This window comes from Geitlerinema sp. CS-897 (assembly GCF_028368005.1).
Taxonomy (GTDB): Bacteria; Cyanobacteriota; Cyanobacteriia; order Cyanobacteriales; family Geitlerinemataceae; genus Baaleninema; species Baaleninema simplex.
Window position 1 is genome coordinate 1 of sequence record NZ_JAQNCQ010000236.1, and the last position, 23,353, is coordinate 23,353.

At 51.3% G+C, this 23,353-nt stretch carries 21 protein-coding genes and 1 pseudogene; 7 read left to right on the forward strand and 15 right to left on the reverse strand.

From position 1 onward, the window contains the following. Positions 1-295 precede the first annotated feature (295 nt). From POG22_RS14815 to POG22_RS14825, 3 genes and pseudogenes are all read right to left on the reverse strand, one after another. Positions 296-568: pseudogene (locus POG22_RS14815) on the reverse strand (transposase); the annotation flags it as partial. A gap of 219 nt (positions 569-787) precedes the next feature. After that, positions 788-988 (reverse strand): hypothetical protein, encoded by a 201-nt coding sequence (locus tag POG22_RS14820; RefSeq protein ID WP_017660237.1) that lies wholly within the window; start codon positions 986-988, stop codon positions 788-790. Between the two features lie 168 nt (positions 989-1,156). Then, positions 1,157-2,626, reverse strand: coding sequence for a bifunctional orotidine-5'-phosphate decarboxylase/orotate phosphoribosyltransferase (locus tag POG22_RS14825; protein ID WP_498906097.1), 1,470 nt, complete (start codon positions 2,624-2,626; stop codon positions 1,157-1,159). A gap of 36 nt (positions 2,627-2,662) precedes the next feature. Here POG22_RS14825 and POG22_RS14830 point away from each other — a divergent pair, with 36 nt between their 5' ends. Then, entirely contained in the window at positions 2,663-3,484 is an 822-nt protein-coding gene (locus POG22_RS14830; RefSeq protein WP_498906100.1) for a DALR anticodon-binding domain-containing protein, read from the forward strand. Positions 3,485-3,685: 201 nt separating this feature from the next. Here the strand turns inward: POG22_RS14830 and POG22_RS14835 are convergent, their stop codons facing one another. The 7 genes from POG22_RS14835 to POG22_RS14865 form a co-directional block, all read right to left on the reverse strand. After that, positions 3,686-4,501, reverse strand: a complete 816-nt coding sequence (locus tag POG22_RS14835) for a Cof-type HAD-IIB family hydrolase (RefSeq protein WP_498906102.1) — start codon at positions 4,499-4,501, stop codon at positions 3,686-3,688. Between the two features lie 107 nt (positions 4,502-4,608). Next, positions 4,609-5,055 (reverse strand): hypothetical protein, encoded by a 447-nt coding sequence (locus POG22_RS14840; RefSeq protein ID WP_498906104.1) that lies wholly within the window; start codon positions 5,053-5,055, stop codon positions 4,609-4,611. Positions 5,056-5,280: 225 nt separating this feature from the next. Further along, on the reverse strand, positions 5,281-7,182 hold the full coding sequence (gene glmS / locus POG22_RS14845) for a glutamine--fructose-6-phosphate transaminase (isomerizing) (protein WP_498906106.1): 1,902 nt from the start codon (positions 7,180-7,182) through the stop codon (positions 5,281-5,283). 141 nt (positions 7,183-7,323) lie between these two features. Beyond that, complete coding sequence (locus POG22_RS14850) at positions 7,324-8,604, reverse strand: pentapeptide repeat-containing protein (protein ID WP_017660501.1); 1,281 nt, start codon at positions 8,602-8,604, stop codon at positions 7,324-7,326. 18 nt (positions 8,605-8,622) lie between these two features. Next, positions 8,623-10,032: a pentapeptide repeat-containing protein gene (locus POG22_RS14855; protein WP_498906108.1), complete on the reverse strand. Its 1,410-nt coding sequence runs from the start codon at positions 10,030-10,032 to the stop codon at positions 8,623-8,625. Positions 10,033-10,240: 208 nt separating this feature from the next. Then, complete coding sequence (locus tag POG22_RS14860) at positions 10,241-10,819, reverse strand: Uma2 family endonuclease (RefSeq protein ID WP_498906110.1); 579 nt, start codon at positions 10,817-10,819, stop codon at positions 10,241-10,243. Between the two features lie 79 nt (positions 10,820-10,898). Next, positions 10,899-12,116, reverse strand: a complete 1,218-nt coding sequence (locus POG22_RS14865; RefSeq protein WP_498906112.1) for a response regulator — start codon at positions 12,114-12,116, stop codon at positions 10,899-10,901. A gap of 419 nt (positions 12,117-12,535) precedes the next feature. On the opposite strand from POG22_RS14865, the gene POG22_RS14870 reads away from it, so the two are divergent. The 3 genes from POG22_RS14870 to POG22_RS14880 all read left to right on the forward strand — a co-directional run bounded on the left by POG22_RS14870 (position 12,536) and on the right by POG22_RS14880 (position 15,555). After that, a complete protein-coding gene (locus POG22_RS14870) occupies positions 12,536-13,399 on the forward strand; it encodes a sugar kinase (protein ID WP_498906114.1) in 864 nt (287 codons plus the stop codon). 30 nt (positions 13,400-13,429) lie between these two features. After that, positions 13,430-13,789, forward strand: coding sequence for a hypothetical protein (locus POG22_RS14875; protein ID WP_498906116.1), 360 nt, complete (start codon positions 13,430-13,432; stop codon positions 13,787-13,789). Between the two features lie 260 nt (positions 13,790-14,049). After that, positions 14,050-15,555, forward strand: coding sequence for an adenylate/guanylate cyclase domain-containing protein (locus POG22_RS14880; protein ID WP_498906118.1), 1,506 nt, complete (start codon positions 14,050-14,052; stop codon positions 15,553-15,555). A 24-nt stretch (positions 15,556-15,579) separates the two neighbouring features. Here POG22_RS14880 and POG22_RS14885 read toward each other — a convergent pair whose 3' ends face one another. Beyond that, entirely contained in the window at positions 15,580-15,780 is a 201-nt protein-coding gene (locus POG22_RS14885; RefSeq protein WP_017660490.1) for a hypothetical protein, read from the reverse strand. Positions 15,781-15,884: 104 nt separating this feature from the next. Beyond that, a complete protein-coding gene (locus POG22_RS14890) occupies positions 15,885-16,061 on the reverse strand; it encodes a hypothetical protein (RefSeq protein ID WP_498906120.1) in 177 nt (58 codons plus the stop codon). A gap of 236 nt (positions 16,062-16,297) precedes the next feature. On the opposite strand from POG22_RS14890, the gene POG22_RS14895 reads away from it, so the two are divergent. Both POG22_RS14895 and POG22_RS14900 read left to right on the forward strand, forming a co-directional pair. Beyond that, complete coding sequence (locus POG22_RS14895) at positions 16,298-17,758, forward strand: ATP-binding protein (RefSeq protein ID WP_498906121.1); 1,461 nt, start codon at positions 16,298-16,300, stop codon at positions 17,756-17,758. Next, entirely contained in the window at positions 17,739-18,887 is a 1,149-nt protein-coding gene (locus POG22_RS14900; protein ID WP_498906122.1) for a tetratricopeptide repeat protein, read from the forward strand. Before POG22_RS14895 ends, POG22_RS14900 begins: the two co-directional genes overlap by 20 nt. A 7-nt stretch (positions 18,888-18,894) precedes the next feature. Here POG22_RS14900 and POG22_RS14905 read toward each other — a convergent pair whose 3' ends face one another. Beyond that, complete coding sequence (locus tag POG22_RS14905) at positions 18,895-20,172, reverse strand: TRADD-N-associated membrane domain-containing protein (protein ID WP_498906124.1); 1,278 nt, start codon at positions 20,170-20,172, stop codon at positions 18,895-18,897. Positions 20,173-20,200: 28 nt separating this feature from the next. Next, positions 20,201-21,412: a DNA double-strand break repair nuclease NurA gene (locus POG22_RS14910; protein WP_498906125.1), complete on the reverse strand. Its 1,212-nt coding sequence runs from the start codon at positions 21,410-21,412 to the stop codon at positions 20,201-20,203. Positions 21,413-21,527: 115 nt separating this feature from the next. Here POG22_RS14910 and POG22_RS14915 point away from each other — a divergent pair, with 115 nt between their 5' ends. After that, entirely contained in the window at positions 21,528-21,839 is a 312-nt protein-coding gene (locus POG22_RS14915; RefSeq protein WP_498906126.1) for a hypothetical protein, read from the forward strand. A 294-nt stretch (positions 21,840-22,133) separates the two neighbouring features. On the opposite strand, the gene bioF is transcribed toward POG22_RS14915, so the two are convergent. After that, entirely contained in the window at positions 22,134-23,312 is a 1,179-nt protein-coding gene (gene bioF / locus POG22_RS14920; RefSeq protein ID WP_498906127.1) for an 8-amino-7-oxononanoate synthase, read from the reverse strand. Between the last annotated feature and the right edge of the window lie 41 nt (positions 23,313-23,353).

Below are 23,353 nucleotides of genomic sequence, written 5' to 3' on the forward strand. Positions count from 1 at the left end.
AAGAGTACGTTAAACAACAAGAAGTGCCTCGTGAAATAAAATAAGGACTCGTTGCACTCGAGTTGTTTGGTGGTCGGCATTCCCCACCCACTAACCTTGTCAGGTCTAGTGGGCGACCCCTGCCGACATTTAGTTGGAAACCGCCCTCAAAGCTCGCAGCGAAGGTCTGGGCCTCCGAGGGACGGCCCGGGTACTGGGCAAGTCACACAACAGTATTCGCACCTGGGAATCGCGACTAGGGCGTGTCATCAATTAGGAAACTTGACTAAATCACCGTGATGTGTATGGGGGAGATTCAGAGCAACCCAATTACAGATGCTGCCAGGTAAATTCCCCCCAAAAAGTTCACCGAACGCTTGTCATAACGGGTGGCGATCGCTCGATATTGCTTCAGCCTGGCAAAAAAGCTTTCCACCAGATGCCGCGCTTGATACAAGAAGCGATCGTAATCTAGTGGTTGAGTGCGGATCTTTTTTGAGGGAATTACGGCTTCAATCCCACGCTCGGCTAAGGGTTTCCTGACTCTCTCATCAGCATCGTAAGCCTTATCTGCCAGAACCGCCTCCGCTTCAACTGTCCGAAGTTTAAAAAAATTCAATAAAAATGCTTCAGATCGTGAAGGTGCGTCACCCAAGGGCAACACACCTCTAAACAAATATCGCATTGTTCTTGCCTCTTTTAATTTTAGAGAGTTAAAACAGTTCTCGACTTAAAAATTAACGTTCGGTCAAGTGTAGAGAACGGCTTGCAACAAATCTTGAAACACAGTGTAAATCTCGTCGAACCGCTAGCTAACGATCTGTAACCGACCGCGCAACACCGCTCTCAGCAAGCGATCGACACAGCGCCGGTCAGTTTCGTTCAGGTGTTCGTCTAACGCTGCTGCCATTAAACCGTAGCGATCTGTGAGAGTAATGCAACCGCGTTCGGTAGCCGATGCCATGATAGCAGGAATTGCACCGGGGATCAGTTGAACTTGTGGAAACATTGTCAAGCACCTCAAAATTTTTTAATTTATCTTTGGCTATTTTTAGTGTCTCGCAAACACTCTAACTTTACTGTGATAACTAGAGTGCGTCCGAGGCGATCGCTGTCAAGCACGACAGCGATCTATATTACAGTCGATCTGCGATCGCGATCGCAATTTTTCTTGACATCAAAATGATTCGCTGTGGGCGATCGCCTCGAACTGAACTCTATCGATCCGCTGCGATCGATAGAGGGTTTCGGCAATTTCAGAAATCGTCAGGACAGAATGGGCGCGATAACCTTTCGCGTTCAGTCGATCTTTAACCCCTTTCTCGTGGTCGATAAACACGACGATATCGTTAACCGTCAACCCCGCCGACTCTAATTTTTGCGCTCCTTCAATGGCACTGTTGCCACTAATTAAAATATCGTCGATGACGACCACCGTTTCCCCAGGGTGGAAATGTCCCTCGATGGCGCGTCGGGTTCCGTGGGCTTTCACTTCCTTACGAGGGAAAATCATCGGATGGTGCAGTCGCAACGATAACCCCGTCGCCGTGGGAAGCGCCCCGTAGGGAAGCCCCGCGATGCGATCGAACGTCAAACCTTGCAAAATCTCGGCGTAGGCGTGCAACACTTGATGGAAAAGTTGCGGGTTCGAGATGATTTTCCGCAAATCGATATAGTAGGGAAATGTCGCCCCGGACGCCTGCACGTACTCCCCAAACAAGATGCACTCGAGATCGTACAGTTGCAAAATTAAATCCCGATGGGGAAATTCGCGAACCGCGTCGAGTTTGTCACCTTCAGGCGTCCAGAGTTCGCAGGTGGATGCGTCTTGGGCGATGTCTTGGCGAATGCGATCGATCTCGCCGTTGAGTTCCTCCAACTGTTCGGGTAAATCGTCTCGTTTCAACCAATCCTGGGGAACCGGAAGCAGTAACCCCGCCCCGTTGCGATCGAGTCCCACCCGCAATAAGGCGTCGAGTTGTTCGGGTTCGGACCAAATACTGCGTGCGAGAAGCAACCGTTCCGGGGCGATCGCTCTAACTTGGCGGAAAATCTCGGGTTGTGAAGTTCCGACCTCGAACCCCAACTGTTCCAACGGTCCCCACAGTCGCGCTTCCTTCACTACCTGCAAGTAAAACGGCGTCTGCAACGAGGGAAAATCCTGTAACGGCGACGCTGTGGGGTTGGAGGTGCGACAGAGAACGAATACCGCTTTATCGGGATACACTAAAAACGGCGCAGCCGCATCTTGTCCCGCGTAGGGGTTTAGCGTTACGGCATCGATGTTCCAGGTTTCAAACAGGGTTCTGGCGAACGCTGTGGCGGTGTTGAGATCGCTATGTTTGGCATCGAGAATCACTGGAATTTCGTCGGGAACGTCTTGTAACACCGTCGCCAGCAGTTCTAAACCGGGAATCCCCAAGGCGTGGTAAAAGCCGAGGGTGGGTTTGTACGCACAAACGCGATCGCAGGTCGTTGCGACGATCGCCGTCAACCAATCGCACAAATCCGACATCCGATAATCGAGACGTTCTCCCGATTCGTCGCCTCCGGGCATCATTTCCGGGTTGGGATCGAGTCCGACAACCAGTAAACTCTGATTTCGGGCGATCGCATCGTTCAGTTTCTCGAAAAAGCTCGTTTTCATGTGAATTTCGCCTCTTGCCCCTCCTCTGCTACAAAGATGGTAACGCCAAATTTTCCCAGTCTCGGCGATCGACTGCGACATCGACTTCAACAGGTGGTTCCCTTCGCGATTCCGGTAGCGGAAATTCCCGTAAAACTCGGGCGCGATCGCGATCGGCTCCGCTATCGATCGGCGGTGGCGTTGAAGTTTGCGAAGGTCTACTCGTCCCCCGCTGACAGCCTCGCCTTGGCGAACGACATCGCCAACCACTGGAAAACGCCGGAATTCGAGGTGTCCGTCACGCCGCCGGGATTTCTCGACGTGACGGTGGCGGATGCAGCTTTAGCGGAGTGGTTGCAACACCTCGCCTGCGATCGCGGTTGGGAAAACGACGACTTGCAATACGACAGAGACAACTACACGTCAGATCCCTCAACTTCGGTTGAGGTTCCCTTTTCCGTACAGTACGCGTGTTACCGTTGTGGTTCGTTACTCCGTCTCGGGGAACGCGAAGGGTTCGTGAGGCTCGATTCTCCCAAAGGCGATCGCATTGTCGAGCCTTTCCCTCTTCCTTGGCTCGATCTCGCCTCAAACTTCCAGTTACGCTGTATCCGCCACAGCGAACGTGACCTGATTTCAGAGTGCGCGTTCGTGGCGGACGCTCTCGTGGCGGAGGAGATCTCCGATCGACCTCGACAAATTCTCAAACTCGCCACCCGTCTCGCCGAAGCCTTCGAGACATTTCACCGAGATTGTCGAATTGTCGGACGACCCCGCGCGATCGCCCAAGTTCGCCTGGGATTGCTGGCGGTGACGCGAGTGTTGTTAAAATGGCTGCTCGAAGCGGGTTTGGGCGTTTCGGCACTCACCGAATTGTAAGGAAATATGAGGAATTTTTTAAATTTTGAGAAAAAGGGGTGACAAACTCAGCAAGGTCAGCTATATTACCTAGTGTGTGAGGAGCGAACCAGTAAGGACACCGAGACGAAACACGGCCAGTCGTCGGTGTCCTTTCTGATCTCAGTATTTTTTTGGAGTCGAACTCGGTCGTTTTACGGAAGAGTTGTCAGCGCGATGGGTTTAACTTAAGAACTGTTCGATCGCCGCCGCGACACCATCGGCTTCGACAGTCGGAGCGACCCAATCGGCGATCGCCTTCACCTCATCTGGCGCGTCGCCCATCGCTACCCCAATTCCGGCGTATTTTAACATTTCTAGATCGTTCCAGTTGTCGCCGACAGCCATCACGTTTTCCGGGCGCAATCCCAAACAGGCTTCGGCGATATAGCGCACGGCGTCCCCTTTGTTGACATCGGGATGCGCCGCCTCGAAGAACGTCGCCACAGACGTGGTGGTGTAGAGTTGTTGTCGCGTATAGCGTTGGCGTATTTGATGCAGCAGCGACGCGATCGCCGTCGTATCGTGACTGAGAGCTAAGACTTTCGTGGGGGCGGTTGCGAGGCTGCGTAAGTCGCCCACGGCGATCGCCTCCATTTTAGAGCGTTCGACATAAGCGCGAGTGTCTGGGGTCAAATCGCGCACGTAGAGGCGATCGTCGATGTAAAAGTGAACTGAGAGGCGATCGCGCCATTCGGGACTCTCGAAAAAATCGAGGAGTTCTCGGGTTAAATTCGGACACAGCGGCGTGTGGCGGTGGATGCGATCGCCGTTAGTAGGATCTTTAATCAACGCGCCTTGATAGCAAATCAGGGGAAGCAGCGACTCGATTTCCCGGTGAAAGCGCAACGCAGAACGGTACATTCGTCCAGTAGCGATCGCCACCGGGACGCCGTTAGCCGCGACTCGTCGAATGGCGGCTTTGACAGGTTCGCGAATTTGATTGGACGTTCCGGCGATCGTCCCGTCTACATCTAACACGAGGAGCTTAATCGTCATGGTGGGGTTGTGAAATTCCGTCTTGATGGTAGACGAGAACAGGAGTTTAGGGGAACTCAGAAAAATCCAAACCCCTCTGTGTCCTCTGTGTCTCCGTGGAGAATCAATCAAACATCGCGATCGACCTCATCCATCCCCTGACGAATCGCCGCTTCCAGTTTTTCCGGTTCGTCCGTTCCGATGCGGAAGCGTTTCCCCGTCGCCAGATGAAGCTGTACCGCATCGAACCCCGAAACGTTAAACATCCACCCTTCCGGCGTCAGGCGAATTCCCCACCCGTAAAACCAGCGATTTCGGACGACAGACACCTCGTCGATCGCCACTAACTCGAATTCCTTGCGAATCCAACCGGGCCCGAACCAGCAGCGAACTTTCCCGTTTCCCACCTGAACCGTCAGCGTTCCGAAGACAACCGCCAACAGGAGTAAGATAACGAGAACGCCAATATCGAGAATCCAAGACGGACGAAACAGCATCAATCCCACGATTAACACCGCGACAGCACCGAATGCGGCGAGAATTGCCCAACCGATTTGCGTATGTTGGTAAATCACGACGAACCGCTCTCTAAAACTTACTCAAACTTAATCATTTGATGTTCAGTTCCTAGCTTGGATCTTCGGAGACCTTTCCATCACTAGGCTTGCACGGCCGAGCTATCCCCCCTCAACATCAGCGAACAGTGAACGGTGAACGGTGAGTACAGTTCGCAGTTTCTTCCCTCTCCCTGGCTCCCCCTCTCCCCCTCTCACGAGCGATCGAGGTTCGCCAAAAACAACCTATTCCACCGTTACCGATTTCGCCAAGTTGCGGGGTTGGTCTACATCCAAACCGCGACGGGCGGCGATATGATACGCCAATAACTGTAACGGAATCACCGACAACAGCGGCGAGAGCATTTCGTCCACCACGGGAACCGGAAGCAAATCGTCGAAGGTTTCGGCGGCTTCCTTATCGTCCATTGGCGTGACACCAATTAACCGCGCGTCGCGGGCTTTCGCTTCCTGGGCGTTGGAGAGAACCTTATCGTATACCGAACCGGGCATGGCGATCGCCACCACGGGAACTTTCGCATCTAACAAGGCGATCGGACCGTGTTTCATCTCTCCAGCGGGATAGCCTTCAGCGTGAATGTAGCTGATTTCCTTGAGTTTCAACGCCCCTTCTAAGGCGATCGGGAAGTTAATCCCTCGCCCCAGGAAAATGAAATCTTGGGTGTCGCCGAATTCGTGGGCTAACTCCTCGATGTAGCGCTCTTGACTTTCTAAGACTAACTCGATTTGCCCCGGAAGCTGCCGCAATCCCGTTAGAATTTCTTGAATCCGTTCTTTAGAAACTGTGTTGCGGCGATAGGCTAAATCCAACGCCAAGGCGTAAAACGCCATCACTTGCGCCACAAAGGTTTTCGTCGCCGCCACACCGATTTCAATTCCGGCGTGGGTGTCGATTATGTTGGGAACCATGTGTCCGAGGGAGGATTCCGGACGGTTGGTAATCCCTAACAGACGGGGTTGATATTCCGGTTTCAGGGGTTTTCGCCGTTCCTGTTCCATCGCTAACGCGGCGAGAGTGTCGGCGGTTTCTCCCGATTGCGTGACGCCGATGGTGAGGGTGTGGGGGGTGACGGGGGCGCCAGCGTAGCGAAACTCGGAGGCGTACTGTACCATCGTAGGGATTCCCGCCAACTGTTCGAGTAGGTATTTCCCGATTAACCCGGCGTGCCAACTCGTACCGCAGGCGAGGATTTGCACGCGATCGAGATTTTCGTAAAGGCTTTCGTCGAGTCCGAGGTTCACTGGGGGCGTGTCGTGGCTGGCTTCCCAGGTACTGTCGGTGTAAGCTTCCAAACACCCGCGCACCACTCCGGGTTGCTCGTAGATTTCTTTGAGCATGAAGTGTTTGAAGCCCTGTTTTTCCACAACGATGGGGTTCCAGGTAAGGGTTCGGGGACTTTTTTTGATGCGATCGCCTGCAAAGCTGTAAATTTCCACTCCAAGCGGCGTGAGTTTCGCCAGTTCGCCGTTTTCCATCGTTAACACGGCGCGAGTGTGGGGAATCAATGCAGGGGTGTCGGAGGCGCAGAAAAACTCTCCCTGTCCGAAGCCGATCGACAGTGGCGCTTGTTGGCGTGCCACAATTAACTCGTCGGAATAGTCGGCACTGATGACGGCGATCGCGAAAGCGCCTTCGAGGTGGTTGACGGCTTGGCGAACTGCTTCGAGAAACGGCGACGAGGCTAAGGTTATGGGGGCGGCGGATTCCGGGCGAGCCAGGTATTCGGCGATCAGGTGCGGGATGACTTCCGTATCCGTGTCGGATTTGAACTCGTGGCCTTTCTGTTGTAGTTCCAGGCGCAGTTCTCGGAAGTTCTCCACAATGCCATTCTGCACGACCGCGATCCGTTGCGCCACGTCCATGTGGGGGTGAGCGTTGTACTCTTCGGGTTTACCGTGCGTCGCCCATCGCGTGTGTCCGATACCGATTTGCGAAGGGTTTTCGATCCCGTCGAGTTTCGATCGCAGGTTTTGCAGTTTTCCTTTGGCGCGAACGCAGTGAATTTCACCTTCCCCGACGGTGGCGATTCCGGCGGAGTCGTAGCCGCGATATTCGAGTTTTTCCAACCCAGCCAACAAAATCTCGCTGGCTGCTTGCATCCCGATATAACCGACGATTCCGCACATACTACACCACTCCTCTAGATCTTGTCTGGGGGTTGACCTTCACAAAGTCTAGTATATCGAGGCGGGGAGAGAAGGGGCGATCGCCCTCGTTTGGGGAACGGCGGTATCGATCGCGCGATCGTCTCCCCCCATTGAGTGGGTTCAGAAGCGTTCGGGATCTAAGATAATTTTTCCATCTCCTAAAATCATTTTCCAGCAGATAGAATACTCAAAATTTACATAAGAACTATTGGATGCTCTAAAATCTGTTTCGATGAAAGTCGAATTATTCATATCGGCACAGGTTAAATTAGCCTTGAATAAAACAGCGCGATCGAGTCTCGAACACGGCAAAGTTGCATCCAATAAATTCGCTTCTGTTAAATTTGCACCAGTTAAGTTTGACAACATCAGATTCGCACGAGTCAAATTAGCTCCCGTCAAATCAGTCTCTGTCAATACGGAACCTCTCAAATGGGTTTCAGTTAAATTCGATCCGACTAAAGATCCAAGATTCAAATTAACACCGAATAAGTTCGCTTGAAATAGATCGACAAAATTCAAATTTGCTCGTTCCAAATTGGCTTCGCTGAAGTTAGCATTTTGTAAGTTCGACTCAGATAAGTCAGCTTTTTGAAAACACGCTTTTTCAAAGTTGCTATGAGATAAATTCGAGCCAGTCAGTACAGATTTGCTCAAGTCCGATTTGGCTAAATTGCTTCCTGAAAAATCCACATTTCTGAGATCGCATAGACTTAAGACAATCCCTTCGAGGTTAAGATTGCTTAAGTTCGCTTTGCTTAACTCAATTTGGCTGAAATTTCTTCTTCCCTTCTGATATTCCTCTAAAAGTTTATCCCGAGTCAATACAAATTCCCGACTCACCGGATATACATAGTATAAGGCTGCTGACTCGTAACGCATATCGGATGCATTAGCGCGATCGATACGAGGTAAACGCCCAAATTTTGTATTATCGATCTTGGAAGTTTGAAAATTTGCAATTTTTTCTAAATCTACATTTCTAAAATTGGCGTTTTTTAAATTAGCTTGGTAAAAACTCGCACCTTCAAGATTGGCAAACTCCAAATTTGCACCTTCAAGATTTGCACGATCGAAATTGACGTGAGATAGGTTCGCTTTTTTGAAGTCTACCTGTTTGAGAGAGGCATTTTCAAAATTAGCACCTTGCAAGTTACATCGAAGAATCGAGCCGAGGAGATTAGCATTTTTAAAATCTGCCCCCGATAAATTTGCTTGCGAAAAGTCAATCCCTACTAAATCTGAATTTTTGAGGACAATTTTTTTCATATGCTGCAAAATAGAACTCGACAATCCGAGGCGAGCGAGTTCCTGTTTGAAGCAAATTTCCCTGAACGTGATTCCAGTAAAGTCGTTTTTTCCGGTTTCAGAAATTTGTTTAAAAAACGTTTGAATGTCCATTGAGCAACGTCTAATTTTCTAAAAATGGTCTGAAGTGGTTGCTAAGCGTCCGTCAGGTAAAATTGTTTTCCAGCAAGTGACATCAAAAAGACGATGTCCGCGATCGAAACCGATCGCATTTCTTAAGTTAGTTTCAATTAAATACGCCGATTCTAAATTTGCCCAAACTAAGCAGGCATTATTTAAATTGGCGCGATCGAGTCTCGCACCCATTAAATTGGCACGTGATAAATTAGCATTTGTGAGATTAACATAACTTAAGTCGGTTAAGATTAAATTGGCTTGACTTAGATTAGCTTCAGTGAAGTTGGCATCTGCTAACACCGCACCTCTTAAGTTGGCTTTCGTCAAATCAGCTTTCACTAAAGAAGAAAAATTTAGATTAGCTCCCAAAAGATCGGCTTGCTGTAAATTTGCACGATCTAGCATAACATATTTTAAGCTAGCTTCTCTCAAGTTTGCATTCTGAAAATTGACTTCAAACAAAATGGCTTCTTCAAAAGAAGCTTCTTGAAGAGAGCTTCCCCGAAAATTCGACTGCACTAATGTCGAATAATTAAAATTGGCATGGGTTAAGTTACAATTTTTAAAATTGGCTTGTTGAATATTCGAGTAACGAAAGTCAGCATTTTTTAAATTACTTCCAGTGAAGTTTGCTCCCTGAAGATTCAAGTTGCATAATTTAATTCCTTCCAAATTGATATTACTAAAGTTCGCTCCTGCTAATTCAGAATACTTGAAAGATGTTTGAAAAAATTTCTGGTTTTTTCTATATTTTCTGTATTCTCTTATAATTTGATTTCGCAACTGTTGAATTTCTTCTGGATTGTTCTTTTCGAGTGTTTTTTTATGGACTTCGTAATGCCCGAGATAAAGGTTGAATTCTTCAGAGGAATTCTGGCATTGCCGAACTTTATACGAAACGTCGTGTAAAGACCCAAAAATTGCACCATCAAGCTTTGCTGTTTGCAAGTTTACAGCTTTTTCTTGATTGGTATGTCGGAGATTTGCATTGGTTAAGTTGGCTTTGTAAAAATCAGCACGTTCCAAATCTGCATTTTCCAAATTTGCACCTTCGAGATTGGCATATCTGAAATTTGCGTCACGAAGAAATGGCCCAATTTTAACCTGCCTTAAATCGGCATTCTGAAAATTAGCTCCCTGCAAAATGCAATAATAAAGAAGAGACCCTCTTAAGTTTGCATTTTGAAAATTTGTATTAGAAAGATTTGCTGTGACACCACCCCCACTATCGAAGTCAATCTCTAATAACTCTGAATTCTTGAAAAGAATATCTTTTAATGAAAATTCCATCGATCTTGAAATTACTTCAGATAGTTCTTTCCATAAATGGACTCCTCTTAAAGAAATTCCCGTAAAATCTTTTTCTCCAGCTTCATATCGTTTGAGAAATTCTTGGATATCCATAGTCGAAATTTTGTAACATACTTCAAGTATACTACAAAATTAACATAGACCGACACTTCGTATCAAGAGCTGTAGCTTAGCGGAGATCGCTTCACCAAGATTCGATCGCCTGTCGGGATGTTTTCTCTGCCTAAAGCCATCCCCAGACGTTCCCTGAAACTCCCAGGAGAGCGTCAAAACCGCGATCGCGCCCCTTCCACAACCACCTCTATACTTTCAACTGTCCGCCGAGGGTGAATATTTGCGTCGCCGTCAGGGTTAACTCGGGAAACAACACTGACGAAATGGGTTCGTCTGCGGTATGAACTGCTTCCTCGTAGAATCCCTGCTCCAATCGCAGCACAGTCACTCGCGTTTCGATCGCCTCGACAATCCAGTATTCAGGAATCTCGATCGCACCGTACTCCGATCGCTTGTATCGATAATCGTCCGTCACCGAACTTGGACTGACGATTTCCACGGCTAAAAACGGCGGTGTGTCAAACGTCGCCGACTGTCCCCACAGTGCCATTGCTGATTCTAGCGAGACGACCAGCAAATCGGGAAGACGGGATTTAGCAATTCCCGTTCGCACCCCCACCCCCTGCACGCAAGTCCAAGGTTGTTGGAGTCGCTGAATTTCGGTTAAGAAGGCTTGTGTTAAAAACGTTGCAATAAGGGCGTGAGCCATCGTCGGTGGATTCATCCGCCTTAAGACTCCATTTACCAATTCGTAACGGTTTTCTGAATCGCTGAGTTGGCAATAGTCTTCAAAACTCAACTGTTGAAATTCAGTTGAAACGACCATTTTTTGTAACTCCTATCTATTCATAAAAACCACAGAAATTTTATCTAAAATAGCAAAAAAAGCAATTTTCGATCGACTCTCAACTCTCAATGGGTAACAGCTTGTCCATCGTGGCCAACACTTTACTCGGATCGACAGGTTTCGAGAGAAATCCAGAGGCTTTCACCATTTTGGCTCGCACGCGATCGATCAATCCGTCTTGGCTGGTTAAAATTACTACGGGAATGTCTTGTAACGCCGAAACTCGTCGAATTTGGGCGCACACTTCGTAGCCGTTGATTACGGGCATCATTAAGTCTAAAAAGACTAAATTCGGCTGTCGTTTGATGAGTGTCGGTAACGCTTCGAGGGGATCGGTAACGTAAATAAAACGATATCCCGCACCGCGAACGATGACTTCGAGGATTTTGCAGTTTTGTAGGCTATCGTCGATACAAGCAATCAAAGGGGCTTCGGAGGACGAATCGTTCTCGAAATCAGCATCTTCGAGGCGATCGCCTCGCTCCGATCGCCCATCGGGTAAGTCGGGAATTTCGACGAGTTCGATCGCCCCGCGTCTGACATAGGGGAGTAGCGATTTCGTCAGGCGGGCTAAATCCTGTTTGAGCGAAACGGCTAAATCCCGCAACGTACTGCGAGAGTTGGCTAACACGATCAGTTTGCGATACGCTTTATCCGAGACCGAACTGCGAAGTTGTTCGCGATGTCGCACCACTGGCGCTGTATTGGGGAGATAATCGCTCAACCCTTCTTCACACCAAGCTTCCCATTGCAGTCGAGCGTCAGTGAGTACGTCGGCGACTTTCAGTAACGCGAGGGATTCTGAGAGGGCCTCTTCCCCATAGCCGATTCCCGTCAGGCTTTGAGATCGCGACGCCTGCAAAATATCGAACAGGACTTCGACAACGCACTCCGTTACGATCGCTTGGACGCTTTCGCGATCGATCTGCTGGCGTTTGAGTAAAATTGACAGTACGAGGTATTCCCACGCCGTTTGTTTGTCCGTCTTGCGAACGTTGGCACGACTGAGATCGAGTTGTGGATATATCTTCGAGAGCGATCGCTGCCATCGCCGATGAGGGTGAGTTCCTCCCCCAGCCCAGACAATACGTCCGAGGCGGTAGTACAAATCCCAACTCTTCGAGTTCGGGGCGGCGATTTCCAGCCGACCTGAAAAGTGCTTTTGACTGCTGACTACAATCGCCTCGATCGCGCTGGGAATCTTGGCTTCGGGGCGGCTTCGGTTGGCATCTGTCGATGAAGAAAAATCAGAAGGGAAAATCGGATTCGGTGTCATGGCTTTCCGCAAATTGGCGGGTTCAAAAAGGCGGCTCGGCTCGAACAAATAAAACGTACTTCGTTATCTTTTTATAAAAAATTAAACGGCTTGAAACTAGGAATTGAATAAAATTATAGCTTGCTTTTATTAAAAATTCTTAATACAAATTCGATCGCTCGATTTAGAGCTTTTAAATGTCGAGGATTGGCTTCTCGAAATTGTGATTTTTATAACATTTGGATGGTTGAGATGCGAGTCTGGACGTATCGAACTATTGCGAGTTTAATAAAAGCGATCGGAACTATCACGAAATTTGACGGTCTTCGATCGCTCCGTGTCGTTCCCGATCGGAACTATCCTTTATCGATCGAGACCCCTCGAAAGCGAGTCTCAGGACTGCAAAGTTGAATTAACATGATTGTATAGTGCGATCGCTGATGCAAGGTTTATTTGTCGGCTTAACGACTCTCGACTTTATTTATCTTACCGAACGGCTCCCTCAGACGGACGAAAAACTCGTGGCCGCAGACTACACGATCGCGGCGGGCGGCCCTGCAACGAACGCCGCCGTCACCTTCGCCAGTTTGGGTAATACCGCACGCACGATCTCGGCGGTGGGATCGCATCCGATGGCGTCGATCGTGCGATCGGATCTCGAGACCTACGGGGTCGTCTCGTTCGATCTAGATCCCGACCGACCAGACCCGCCTCCAGTGTCGTCGATTTTGGTGACGCCGCCAACCGGAGCGCGATCGGCGATCTCGATTAACGCGACGAAATCTCAACTTCCGTGCGATCGCCTTCCCGAAAATCCCCTGCAACAGGTCGATGTCGTCCTCATCGACGGCCATCAAACGATCGTGGGGACGGAAGTGGCGAAACAGGCGATCGCTCGACAAATTCCCGTTGTGGTAGACGGCGGAAGCTGGAAACCGGGATTCGAGGACATCTTGCAGTACGCCGATTACGTCGTCGCGTCGGCGAACTTTTTCCCGCCAAGCTGTACCTCGCCATCTCAGGTTTTTTCCTATTTACAGGGGTTGGGCGTCCCCCACGTGGCGATAACCCACGGCGAAAACCCCATCGTCTACTGGAGTCGCGGGACTTCCGGGAAGTTAGCCGTTTCGTCAGTGCGGGCGATCGATACCTTGGGGGCGGGGGATATCTTTCACGGGGCGTTTTGCCATTTCATCTTGCAAGAGAGTTTCGTCGAGGCGTTAGCGTCGGCGTCGAAGGTGGCCGCACAAGCCTGTCAGTCGTTTGGAACCCGCAGTTGGTTGAAGGGGCGATCGCAATGTTAAAACGGGATTGAATTGATTTGAGAAAATCCCGTGCAATCGAACGTTAAGGCGATCGCGATCCTCGTCCTCTGTGCTGCCATCTCGGGGGCGATCGCCGGTTGCGGCCGTCGTCGAGCGTATGTCTGTCGCGTCGATCGAATCGAAGACGCCGAACTGTTGGAACTCGAACGCGGCGAAGTGGAACTGACCTGTGGAAACCGCGTCGTAGACGTATCTTGGAGTCAGTTTCGCCGCCAACTCAACCTCGATCCGGGGCAGTACAAACGCGATCTGCGATCGTTCGACCGCCAATTTCGCTGTATTTACGAACCTAGGGGACGCAAAGAACTGCTCTGTCAGCGAGGACGAAACGGGGAATTTGCGAGACTTCCCTTTCGCGACGACGACTGACGGCTCTGTTTCGATCGAGACGTTCGGGAAAACTGCCAGTCCGGCCGGTTCGTATAATAGGCGTAATTTCAACAGCCATTCTTCAAACTTCTAACCCCGATCGCGATCGGTTCGAGACAGCAACCCGATCGCGCGACTGCCGATATCCCCCTCCGTCACGACTCGAGGAGGAACCGTTCCGAAAAGAGGGAGCATCGATCGACCCCACAAGGCGCGAAACTTCTACGCACGACGACCGCGATCGCGCGAACGAAACCTCTATGCAACGCACCGCCACCAAACTGTTCGTATTTCTCCAAAATTCGCTGTACCACCATACTGTGGCCGTCCTCAGTCTGTTGCTGGCGATCGGTGCGGCGATCGCGTTTTCGACGATGGCTCACATTTCCTCAGATATCATCGAAATGCAGGCGCTTCAGAACGCCCGCCTCTACGCCCAAGCCATTCGCGAATCCCGCACCCTCTATAGTTCCGAAGCCGTCGGTCGCGCCAGTAGCGTCGAAGGGATCGCCGTCACCCACGACTACCTGGCTCAGCCGGGAGCGATTCCCCTTCCGGCCACCTTTCTCATCGAACTCGGACAGCGCATCCGCGATAACAATCCCGGCGTGTCCGTGCGGTTGTACAGCAACTATCCCTTTCCGTGGCGACAGGAGACGGGCGGTCCTCAAGACGAGTTCGAGCGAGAGGCGATCGCCTACCTACAGCACAACCCCGACGACCAGTTTACCCGAATCGAAACGCTTAACCAGCGACTTTCGTTTCGCTACGCCCGAGCCGACATTCTGCGTCCGAGTTGCGTCGGCTGTCACAACCGCCATCCCGACAGTCCGAAACGAGACTGGAAAATTGGAGACGTGCGAGGCATCCTCGAGATCGTACAACCCCTCGACGACATCAAAGAACAAGTGCGGCACGGACTGCAAACGATGGCGCTGCTCGTCGCCGCTATCTTAGGCTTGGCAGTCACGGGATTTACCCTTGTGGTGGGTCGGTTGCGGGGAATTTCGCGGGAACTCGAACGGCGCGTGGTCGAACGAACGGCTCAGTTAGTCGAGTCGAACGAAGAACTCATCAACGAACGGGAAAAATCCGAGCGACTGTTGCTCAATATTCTACCGGCGCCGATCGCCGAACGGCTCAAGGAAAACCCGGATATCGTCGCCGAGGGATTCGGGGAAGTGACGATTTTATTTGCCGACATTTGTGGGTTTACAGCGTTGTCGTCGCGAGTCAGTCCCGAAGTCTTGGTCGCCTGGCTCAACGAAATCTTCTCCAGTTTCGATCGCCTCACGGAACAGTACGGCTTGGAGAAAATCAAAACCATTGGAGATGCGTACATGGCTGTGGGAGGATTGCCCCTCCAGATGGAGAACCACGTCGAAGCCGTTGCAGACTTAGCCTTAGCCATGCAGCGGGAAATTAACAAACTCAATCGAACCTTAGACGAACCCCTTCAGCTACGAGTGGGGATCGAGACGGGATCGGTGGTCGCGGGGGTCATCGGCATTAAAAAGTTTATTTACGACCTGTGGGGGGACGCCGTCAACGTTGCCAGTCGCATGGAATCCTCGGGTCTTCCCGGTAAAATTCAGGTGACGGAAGCGACATATCATCGTTTGAAACATCGTTACCGTTTGGAGTTGCGGGGAACGGTGACGATTAAGGGCAAAGGAGAAATGACCACCTACTGGCTTCTGGGCCAACAAGACATACGCTCGCTGTCTTGCCGAGAAGCGTTTGAAGACAGCGAGCGTCAGAGTTAGCCAGAGATGCGAGAACGGGGAGTTTCAGGCGATCCGTTGGCGCAACAGCCACACGCAGAAGGTCAACATCAGCAGCACGCCACTCGACGGCGTAGCTTCGGGAACTTGAACGGGAACGCTGGTCGGAACGCGCATGACCACGGGTTGACTGGTGACAGTGGGAGGGGGCGCCGGTTGCTGTAGCGTAGCTTCGGCGACGAAAACTTGTTGAATTTGGCTTTCCATTGTAGATGTCCTCTGATGATGCAATGCGATGATAGTTCCAAAAAAACGGCTCTAACGAGTGAGCCAAAAATAGGCTAAAATCTGAAGGGAGAGCGTACTCGGGTTTACTTGCTGTCTCGCAGTTGTTGGCGCAACAGCCACACGCAGAAGGTCAGCATTAGGAGGATGCTGCTCGAAGGTCCCGCTTCGGGCATTTGCATCGGAAAACCGAAGGGCATGGGGCTGGCAACCGGTTGTTGGGCGGTGTAGGTGGGCTGTTGGACTGGGGTTTGAGTTTGCACGATCGCTTTCCTGGGTAGAACGACAAGATATCGAGAGCAGTTAGTTGAAATGAGCCGAAAACGAGTCGATTGTCGAGACGATTTTAATTTTCGTCAAGTCCTTCCATAAAGGAGGTTTTGAGGTATCGCTCGATTCGGACAAGTCCATTATAGGCTCATTTTTGGCTCTGTCAAGTCTTCGATAAAAATTATCCAAAACTGAACTTTTCGCAATTTTTCTGGAGGTCTCAAACCCTATGGCAGCAACCCTAAAAGCCTCGCCTCGCGGCTTGGAACTGGTCGATCGCGCCCGTCGGTTGAAGGGGTGGTTGAAGTCTTCCGATACTTGGTGCGACGCGGCTTCGACGTCGCGGGCAACGCTGAAGCGATTTTGGCGGGGATTGCCGATTCGATCGCAAACCTTCATCGCTATCTGCGAGGCGGTCGAGGCCGACTGGAAAGCCGTGGTAGAGTCCGCCGAAATCCCGTCTATCTCGAAGGTTCGAGCATCGGAACCAACTGAGCGATCGCCGGTCGAACCGTCAGAACCGATCGTGGATTTCTTTGCCTACGACGAAGCCTGGGTGGGGCGAGAGCATCTTGTCGAAGAACTGACCCAGCAACTGCGCCAATCCTGTCGGATTCTCGTACTGCTCGGCATTACAGGCATCGGTAAAACCGCCCTCGCCGAGCGCATCGCCGTCGCCTTGCACGACGATTGGATGGGAGGAGAGTGGCACTACCTTCTCCGCGAAAACTTGGAAAACGAACGTCAAGCGATGGATTTCGCGAGCGTCGCCACTCGCTGGTGGCAGCGGTGGGGCGTTCCCGTCGATGATTGTAAAGATACCGAACGGCTGTTGCAGCGCACGATCGATCGCTTTCTCGAACAGCCCTATTTACTCATTATCGACTCCCTAGAACTGATCCTGACGGGAAACGAAGACGAGGGCTGGAGCGATTTTCAAGATCCCTGGTGGGCACAGTTTTTCGAGGGAGTTTTGGCGGCTGAGTCTTGCCCGAGTCGCATCGTTCTCACGTCACAAGACTTTCCCGGTCAGCTTCCCCCCCGTTACGAAGCGTTTTGGAACTGTCAGTTCGTCAGCGGCTTGACGCCGGAGGAGCAGTTGGCACTGTTCGCAAAAACTGAGCTAAAAGTGAGCCATCAAGATCGTCCGTACCTGGAACGGATCGGTGCGGCCTACGAGGGACACCCCCTCGCGTTGCGGGTGATTGCCGGTGAAATTACCAACGCGCCGTTTCGAGGAAATGTGGTAGCGTACTGGAAGAAATACGGACGAGAAATAGAGGAAGTCGAAAACGCGATCGCAGAGGCCAAAACAGGGACAACCACTTCTGCGAGCGATCGGTGGCAACTCCATCAATGTACGCGACACCTGCGCCTGAAAGTTCGCGATCGGCTCGAGCGGACTTTTAACCGTCTCGAACGAGAAGCTCGCAACGCCTATCTCTTGCTTTGCGAAGCTTCGGTGTATCGCACTCCCGTCCCCGAAGACTTTTGGCTGAGCCATCTCGAAGACTGGGATTGCGACGAATTCGCTCGTCATCTCGCCCTCGAAACCCTGCGAGATCGCTATCTCGTTGAAGAAATTGTCGAAAACGATCGCATTCTCCTGCGACAACACAACCTCATCCGTAGCGTTTCCCTCAAACACTTACAGCAACTCGATCTCGACGATGGAGAACCGCCCAGATAAGTCCGATACTGAGGAACCGAGATCGCCTTCTTTTCAGGACGCGTTGCTCCGTCGCCTGGACTTACAAGCCGCCGGTCTCAAATCCATCAGTCCTCGCTGGAAGCGGACTCACTACCGAGCCGTTCTCAACTGGTTGACGCGCTACGAACCCGCTCCCAACGCCTCCAATCTCGATCGCGTGCGCGGGTACGTCGAAGCCTTTCGCCATTTATGCGAAATTGATGACTGGGAACGGGCGCGGGAAATTCTCCTGCTGCGCCTCAACACGCCAACCGGCGACGAGCTTCACAAACAACTCGAAGTGTGGGGATACTACCGCGAACAAATCGAATTGTACGAGCAGCTACTGGGAAAGAGCAGTCTCGAACTCGACCTGACCTGTTTGAAGGGATTGGGAACTGCCTATTCTTATCTCGGAGATTACCCGAAGGCCATCGAGTGTCACCAGCGACATTTAGAAATCGCGCGAATTCTCGGAAACCAACAAAGCGTCGCGATCGCTCTGGGAAACTTAGGACTGGAATTTTACTATCTCGGCGAGTACCGACGGGCGATCGAGCATCACGAACAGACCTTAACCCTCTCTCGCGAGATCGGCGATCGCCTCGGGGAAGGCCAAGCCTTGGGTAACTTGGGGCTAGCCTATCACGCCCTGGGGGATTACACGGCCGCCATTGTCCAACACGAGCAAGATTTAGACATCTCGCGGGAGATGAGCGATCGCCTCGGGGAAGGTCAAGCTTTGGGCAATCTCGGCTATGCCTATTATGCTTTGGGAGAATACCGAAAAGCCCTCGAGTGCGAGCGCCAGTACCTCGAAATTTCCCGCGAAATTAGTTTTCGCGAAGGAGAGGGAATCGCCCTATCTAACTTAGGCGAAACCTACATCCGACTCGAACGCTACGAAGACGCTCGCAACGCTTTAGAAAAAGCCCTCGACATCGCACGGGAAATCGGCGATCGTCACGGGGAAGCCGAAGGGTTGAAAAACCTGGGCGAACTGTACGCTCGGCTCGGCGATCGCGATACCGCTTTTTCATATTGTCAGCAAGCCTTAACCATTTCCCGAGGATTGGGTATTCCTCTGGCGGACGAGTGCGAAACCTTACTCGTTCAGTTGCAGACTTAAAACAGACTCAGGCGCGATCGCCCCGAACGCGCGATCGTTCGATGAGTTTCGTCGCAATTTCTACTTTCGCATTGAGAATCGGTTCCGACAGCGCAGAATCGCTCGCACTGTGGAGAATATCCATCGCCATTCCCACGTCGTTAATGCGTTCCAAGGCTTCTGAATAGCGAGTGGCTTGCTGGTTCGTCATGCGGTAAATCACCATAAACGTCGCGCCGATAAAGTTGGTCACGATTCCAGCGATAACGCCGACAAAACCGATGGACTGGCGATCGATCGCGTTCGAGGACGGTGTTTCGTGTTCTAGCTGCGATGCGATCGTCGATACCGCCGCCGTTCCCTCCTCTCTAGACGGCGTGTCGATGGAGGGAGCGAACGTCGAAGCCGAACTAGAAACCGAGGGTGCGTTAGAACTTTGGAGTAACCCAATCCCCAAGGATACGATGATAATTGCAAAGCTCAAAACCATCACAGAAACGCTAATTCTAAAAATAATTTGGCTTTCTGAAAAATTACGCTGGTAGTATTTCTCTAAATTCGCATTAGCAATATTCCAACTGTAATTTTTCACCTTCGCTTGAGCGGCTTCAAAGCGTTCTTCTGCCTGTTTCAATCGTTCGGCTTGTTCGGTCGTCCATCGATCGATGAGAAGATACGCCCCAGCCACGATCAGATCGGCAGTCGCGACGACCAAACAGACAAAAAACCAGGTTTCCCAACGAATTAAATTATCGTCGATCGCTCGAATTCGAGCTTTGCGATCGCTGACACTGTTTTCAACGAGGCTGTAAGCTGTATTTTCGTGAACGTATGTAATATATTCTGGTGTGTTTTTTCGTGCGAGTTCTTCGCGAAAGTTCGGGCTATTTTTTTGTGTCGGATCGACATCTAAAAACAATATCAAAATATGATGGTTCTCTTGTTTTTTAAATTCCGTCGTAAACGGACGAAACGTATTGTCCAATAAATCTTGACGTTGCAGCTTATGTCGTTCGATCCGTTCGGTGAGTTCGCGATATCTCGTTTCCCCAGGATTGCGGATTTTATCGCGTTCGGCTTGTGCGTCGCGAAGTTGTCGTTCGATCGCGTCCCAATCCTTACGAATCTGTCGCAGCGATAACAGCATTTCTTCAAGTTCTAAGCGATCGGAGAGGTCGGTGCGTTGGTTGGATTGATACCAATGCATCGATTGACAAGCCGCTAACCCTATCCCCGTCGCCAGCAGGACGATCGCCCAAATCGCCCAAAACCAATTTTTTGAAGATTTTTCAGATTTCTCAACCACGACGTTCGCTCGCCTAACACGACTCAACTCAAGCGATACTGCGGCGTTTTCGCGCTTCTTTATACGACGTTCCCACGTTTTGCAAGCCCGCTTCGATCATCTGGCGTTCTAGTAGTGCAAAAAAGCGATGGCGATCGCCTCCTCGCACCACAGCTTGATTGTGAGCCTCCGCTAACGTAACCGGGTAGCCGTATCCTTTATATACCTGTCCTAACATCAAACTCAGTGCTGAGTCGAAGAGATCCCGATCGCCAGCAACCCAAGCGGGAACGTCGATACGGGCGATTTCCGTCCCCACGTGAACGTAACAAAAATAAACAGTCTGACGGTCTCCGTACAGGTTCAAAATCGGATTCGAGGACTTCCACAAACAGCCCCGTTCCCCCGGTTGGAGTCGCGTCGCCCAAAAGACCGTATCCCGCAATGGTTCGGCTACCTGACACGGCGATCGCTTCAACACCACTTCTCCTTCTTCCGGGGCTACGTAAGGACAGTGTGTCGAACAGTTGGGTTTGTCGTAAGGACAGGCTTGAAACCGCAAAAAGTGCAACGCTTCGCTACTGCGGGAGGCGCTGAGATACCCCAGCAGCGGAACCCCAGCCAACTGAAGGCGGTTCCAAGCCTCTAAAATCGGCGGAAGAATGCGATCGATCGCTTCGTTGGGTAAACTGTCCAAAAACCAGTAAATCAGCGAACCGTCGACCATCGCCAACATGGGCGGTTTGCGCTGTTGGAGGCGCACGCTGACGGCTAACTCCGCCAGTTCCGTGGCTTCGGCGACCGTGCGGCGATATCCCATCCACTCTTCCGTGCGAATTCCCCACTGGCGGGAAACGTAGAGATCTTCGGGACGATAGAACACTTCGGGAATGCTATCGAGGAGAGGTTGGCGGTTTTGACCGTAATGTAACGCCACCCGTCCGATGTTGAGGAGGTAGCAATAGGCGATTTCGTGTTGGTTGGGGGCGATTTGCGAACCGTCGGTAGCGATGACGGTGTGGGCTTTCGGCGGTGCTTTTAGTAAAACACGGGTATCGAGAGGTTCGACGGGAGTGGCGGCGGAAAACCAAATGCGATCGCTCCATCGTGCTTGGGCTTCGACGAGGGCGTCTTGATGCTGACAGGCTTGTAAGAACAGAGTCTCAGCCCGTTCCATACGTTTTCGCGCGGCGGTGGCTTCCTCCTGCAAGTGTTCGATCGTTCCCGCTAACAGTTGACTGACTTTGTTGAGATCTAGCACGACGAACTCTTCCTCTGACTGACCTTCGGTGCGGGAAGTCGCCCCAATGGATACGCCCTCTCGATCGTGGGGAATTTCCCTGTGCTGTTTAGCTTAGCGTAGGGGAGTGACGATCGTGTGTTGCGTTGTTCTTTCCGTTCGTCTTATCGAAAAATCTGCACGAGCGATCGCCGATAAAATCGCAGAGTATGGTCTGCAAAGCGAGTTCATCTCTTCGCGGCGTGACTGGCAACCCCTTCCGTATTCCGCAACCGATCGCCCGTTTCCGTCACGCAACGTCTCGAAATACCTGAAAAGCGTTCCTGCAATAGTGGCGAAATCAGCTCTGACGTGCGATCGCTCCGATGACTTAATTGATGGAATCCAGGGAGAGGGTGGCTCGAGCGGCAAGAGCAACCGTAGCCGCCTTCCCTGGAAGCAGGATTGACCCAACAAGTCCGTATTTTAACGGAAGTCAGACGCAAACGATTGTATTTTTTGTTACATTTTGTTGTTTTTTATTGAGAAAATACGGAAAATTTATGGAAACTCGATCGCCGATCTACGTATCACTCTGAAAGAGTCAGCACTCGCTGGAGTCGTATAAGTTGAAGGAAAACGCGATCGCTGCCGAGAAGCGGAAATTTGACTCGCTGACGGTTCTAGATCGCGAAATTCCCAATTCGACGAGCTTCAAAAAACGGACAAACTTTCGTCAAAACTTGTAAATTTCCAAAAAACTTTACGGCTGGATTTCTGGGGTTTTAAGTTGTGCGAATACATCGATTAAGCGATCGAGGTGATGACGTTCGTGAGTCGCCATCAGCGTAATTCTCAAGCGACTGGTGGGAACGGTGGGAGGACGCACCGCCGAAACGAATATTCCGGCTTGGCGAAAGATGTTTCCGAGTGCGAGGACGGTGGCGGCGTCTTTGACGCGAACGCAGACGATCGGCGAATTCGACGGGAGTAGTTGGAAGTCAGAAGGAAGGGTTTCCGTCAAACGACGTTTGAGATAACTGACGTTGTCCCACAACTTCACCCGTCGTTGTGGTTCCGTTTGCACGATTTCGATCGCTTTTAACGCTGCTGCGGTATCGGCCGGAGACAGTCCCGTGGTGTAAATCCAAGTCGGGGCGCGATTGCGGAGAAATTCCACGAGACTCGACGATCCGGCCACGTACCCACCGAGGCTTCCCAAGGCTTTACTGAGGGTTCCCATTTGAATTAAGGGGCGATCGCGACAGCCGAAAGACTCGACACAACCCGACCCGCGATCGCCAAACACTCCAGTTCCGTGGGCTTCGTCCACCATCACCATACACTCGAAGCGATCGCCGAGATCGAGCAGTTCGGGAAGTTGACAAATATCGCCATCCATGCTAAAGACGCTATCCGTCAGGAGCAGACCACGGCGATAGTGCGATCGATGCTGTTGTAACTGAGCCGTTAAAGCGTCGAGATCGTTGTGGGGGTAGTCGAAGACCGTCGCCCCAGAGAGAATCGCCCCATTTTTGAGACTCGAATGGTTGTAGGCGTCGGCGAAAATGACATCGCGGCGATCGACTAAAGCCGCGATCGTTCCTAAATTGGCTAAATAGCCCGAACTGAACGCAACCGCATCTTCGGTTTGTTTGAACTTGGCGATCGCCCGTTCGAGTTGGCGATGTAACGGTCGGTGTCCGCTGAGTAACCGCGATCCGCTACTTCCGGTTCCGTAGGTTTTCGTGGCTTCGACAGCGGAGGCGACTAGGCGATCGTCTCCAGCCAATCCCAGATAATCGTTACTCGCAAAATTGACGAAACGTCGCCCCTCGAGTTGGATTTCCGCCCCCGGTCGTCCGTCAATTTCGACGGGGCTTCGATACCAATTCGCTTTACGTATCGCTTTGAGAGAGTTGTCGAGCCAACGATAAACCACGGGTTAATTGAGAGAGGGGAAGAGGGGGAGAGGGGGAGAGG

Coding starts and splice junctions, on each gene's coding strand:
- POG22_RS14820 (WP_017660237.1), bottom strand. CDS start 988: ATGTTTCCACAAGTTCAACTGATCCCCGGTGCAATTCCTGCTATCATG.
- POG22_RS14850 (WP_017660501.1), bottom strand. CDS start 8,604: ATGGACATTCAAACGTTTTTTAAACAAATTTCTGAAACCGGAAAAAAC.
- POG22_RS14830 (WP_498906100.1), top strand. CDS start 2,663: ATGGTAACGCCAAATTTTCCCAGTCTCGGCGATCGACTGCGACATCGA.
- POG22_RS14865 (WP_498906112.1), bottom strand. CDS start 12,116: ATGACACCGAATCCGATTTTCCCTTCTGATTTTTCTTCATCGACAGAT.
- glmS (WP_498906106.1), bottom strand. CDS start 7,182: ATGTGCGGAATCGTCGGTTATATCGGGATGCAAGCAGCCAGCGAGATT.
- POG22_RS14885 (WP_017660490.1), bottom strand. CDS start 15,780: ATGGAAAGCCAAATTCAACAAGTTTTCGTCGCCGAAGCTACGCTACAG.
- POG22_RS14825 (WP_498906097.1), bottom strand. CDS start 2,626: ATGAAAACGAGCTTTTTCGAGAAACTGAACGATGCGATCGCCCGAAAT.
- POG22_RS14895 (WP_498906121.1), top strand. CDS start 16,298: ATGGCAGCAACCCTAAAAGCCTCGCCTCGCGGCTTGGAACTGGTCGAT.
- POG22_RS14835 (WP_498906102.1), bottom strand. CDS start 4,501: ATGACGATTAAGCTCCTCGTGTTAGATGTAGACGGGACGATCGCCGGA.
- POG22_RS14870 (WP_498906114.1), top strand. CDS start 12,536: ATGCAAGGTTTATTTGTCGGCTTAACGACTCTCGACTTTATTTATCTT.
- POG22_RS14880 (WP_498906118.1), top strand. CDS start 14,050: ATGCAACGCACCGCCACCAAACTGTTCGTATTTCTCCAAAATTCGCTG.
- POG22_RS14855 (WP_498906108.1), bottom strand. CDS start 10,032: ATGGATATCCAAGAATTTCTCAAACGATATGAAGCTGGAGAAAAAGAT.
- POG22_RS14900 (WP_498906122.1), top strand. CDS start 17,739: ATGGAGAACCGCCCAGATAAGTCCGATACTGAGGAACCGAGATCGCCT.
- POG22_RS14860 (WP_498906110.1), bottom strand. CDS start 10,819: ATGGTCGTTTCAACTGAATTTCAACAGTTGAGTTTTGAAGACTATTGC.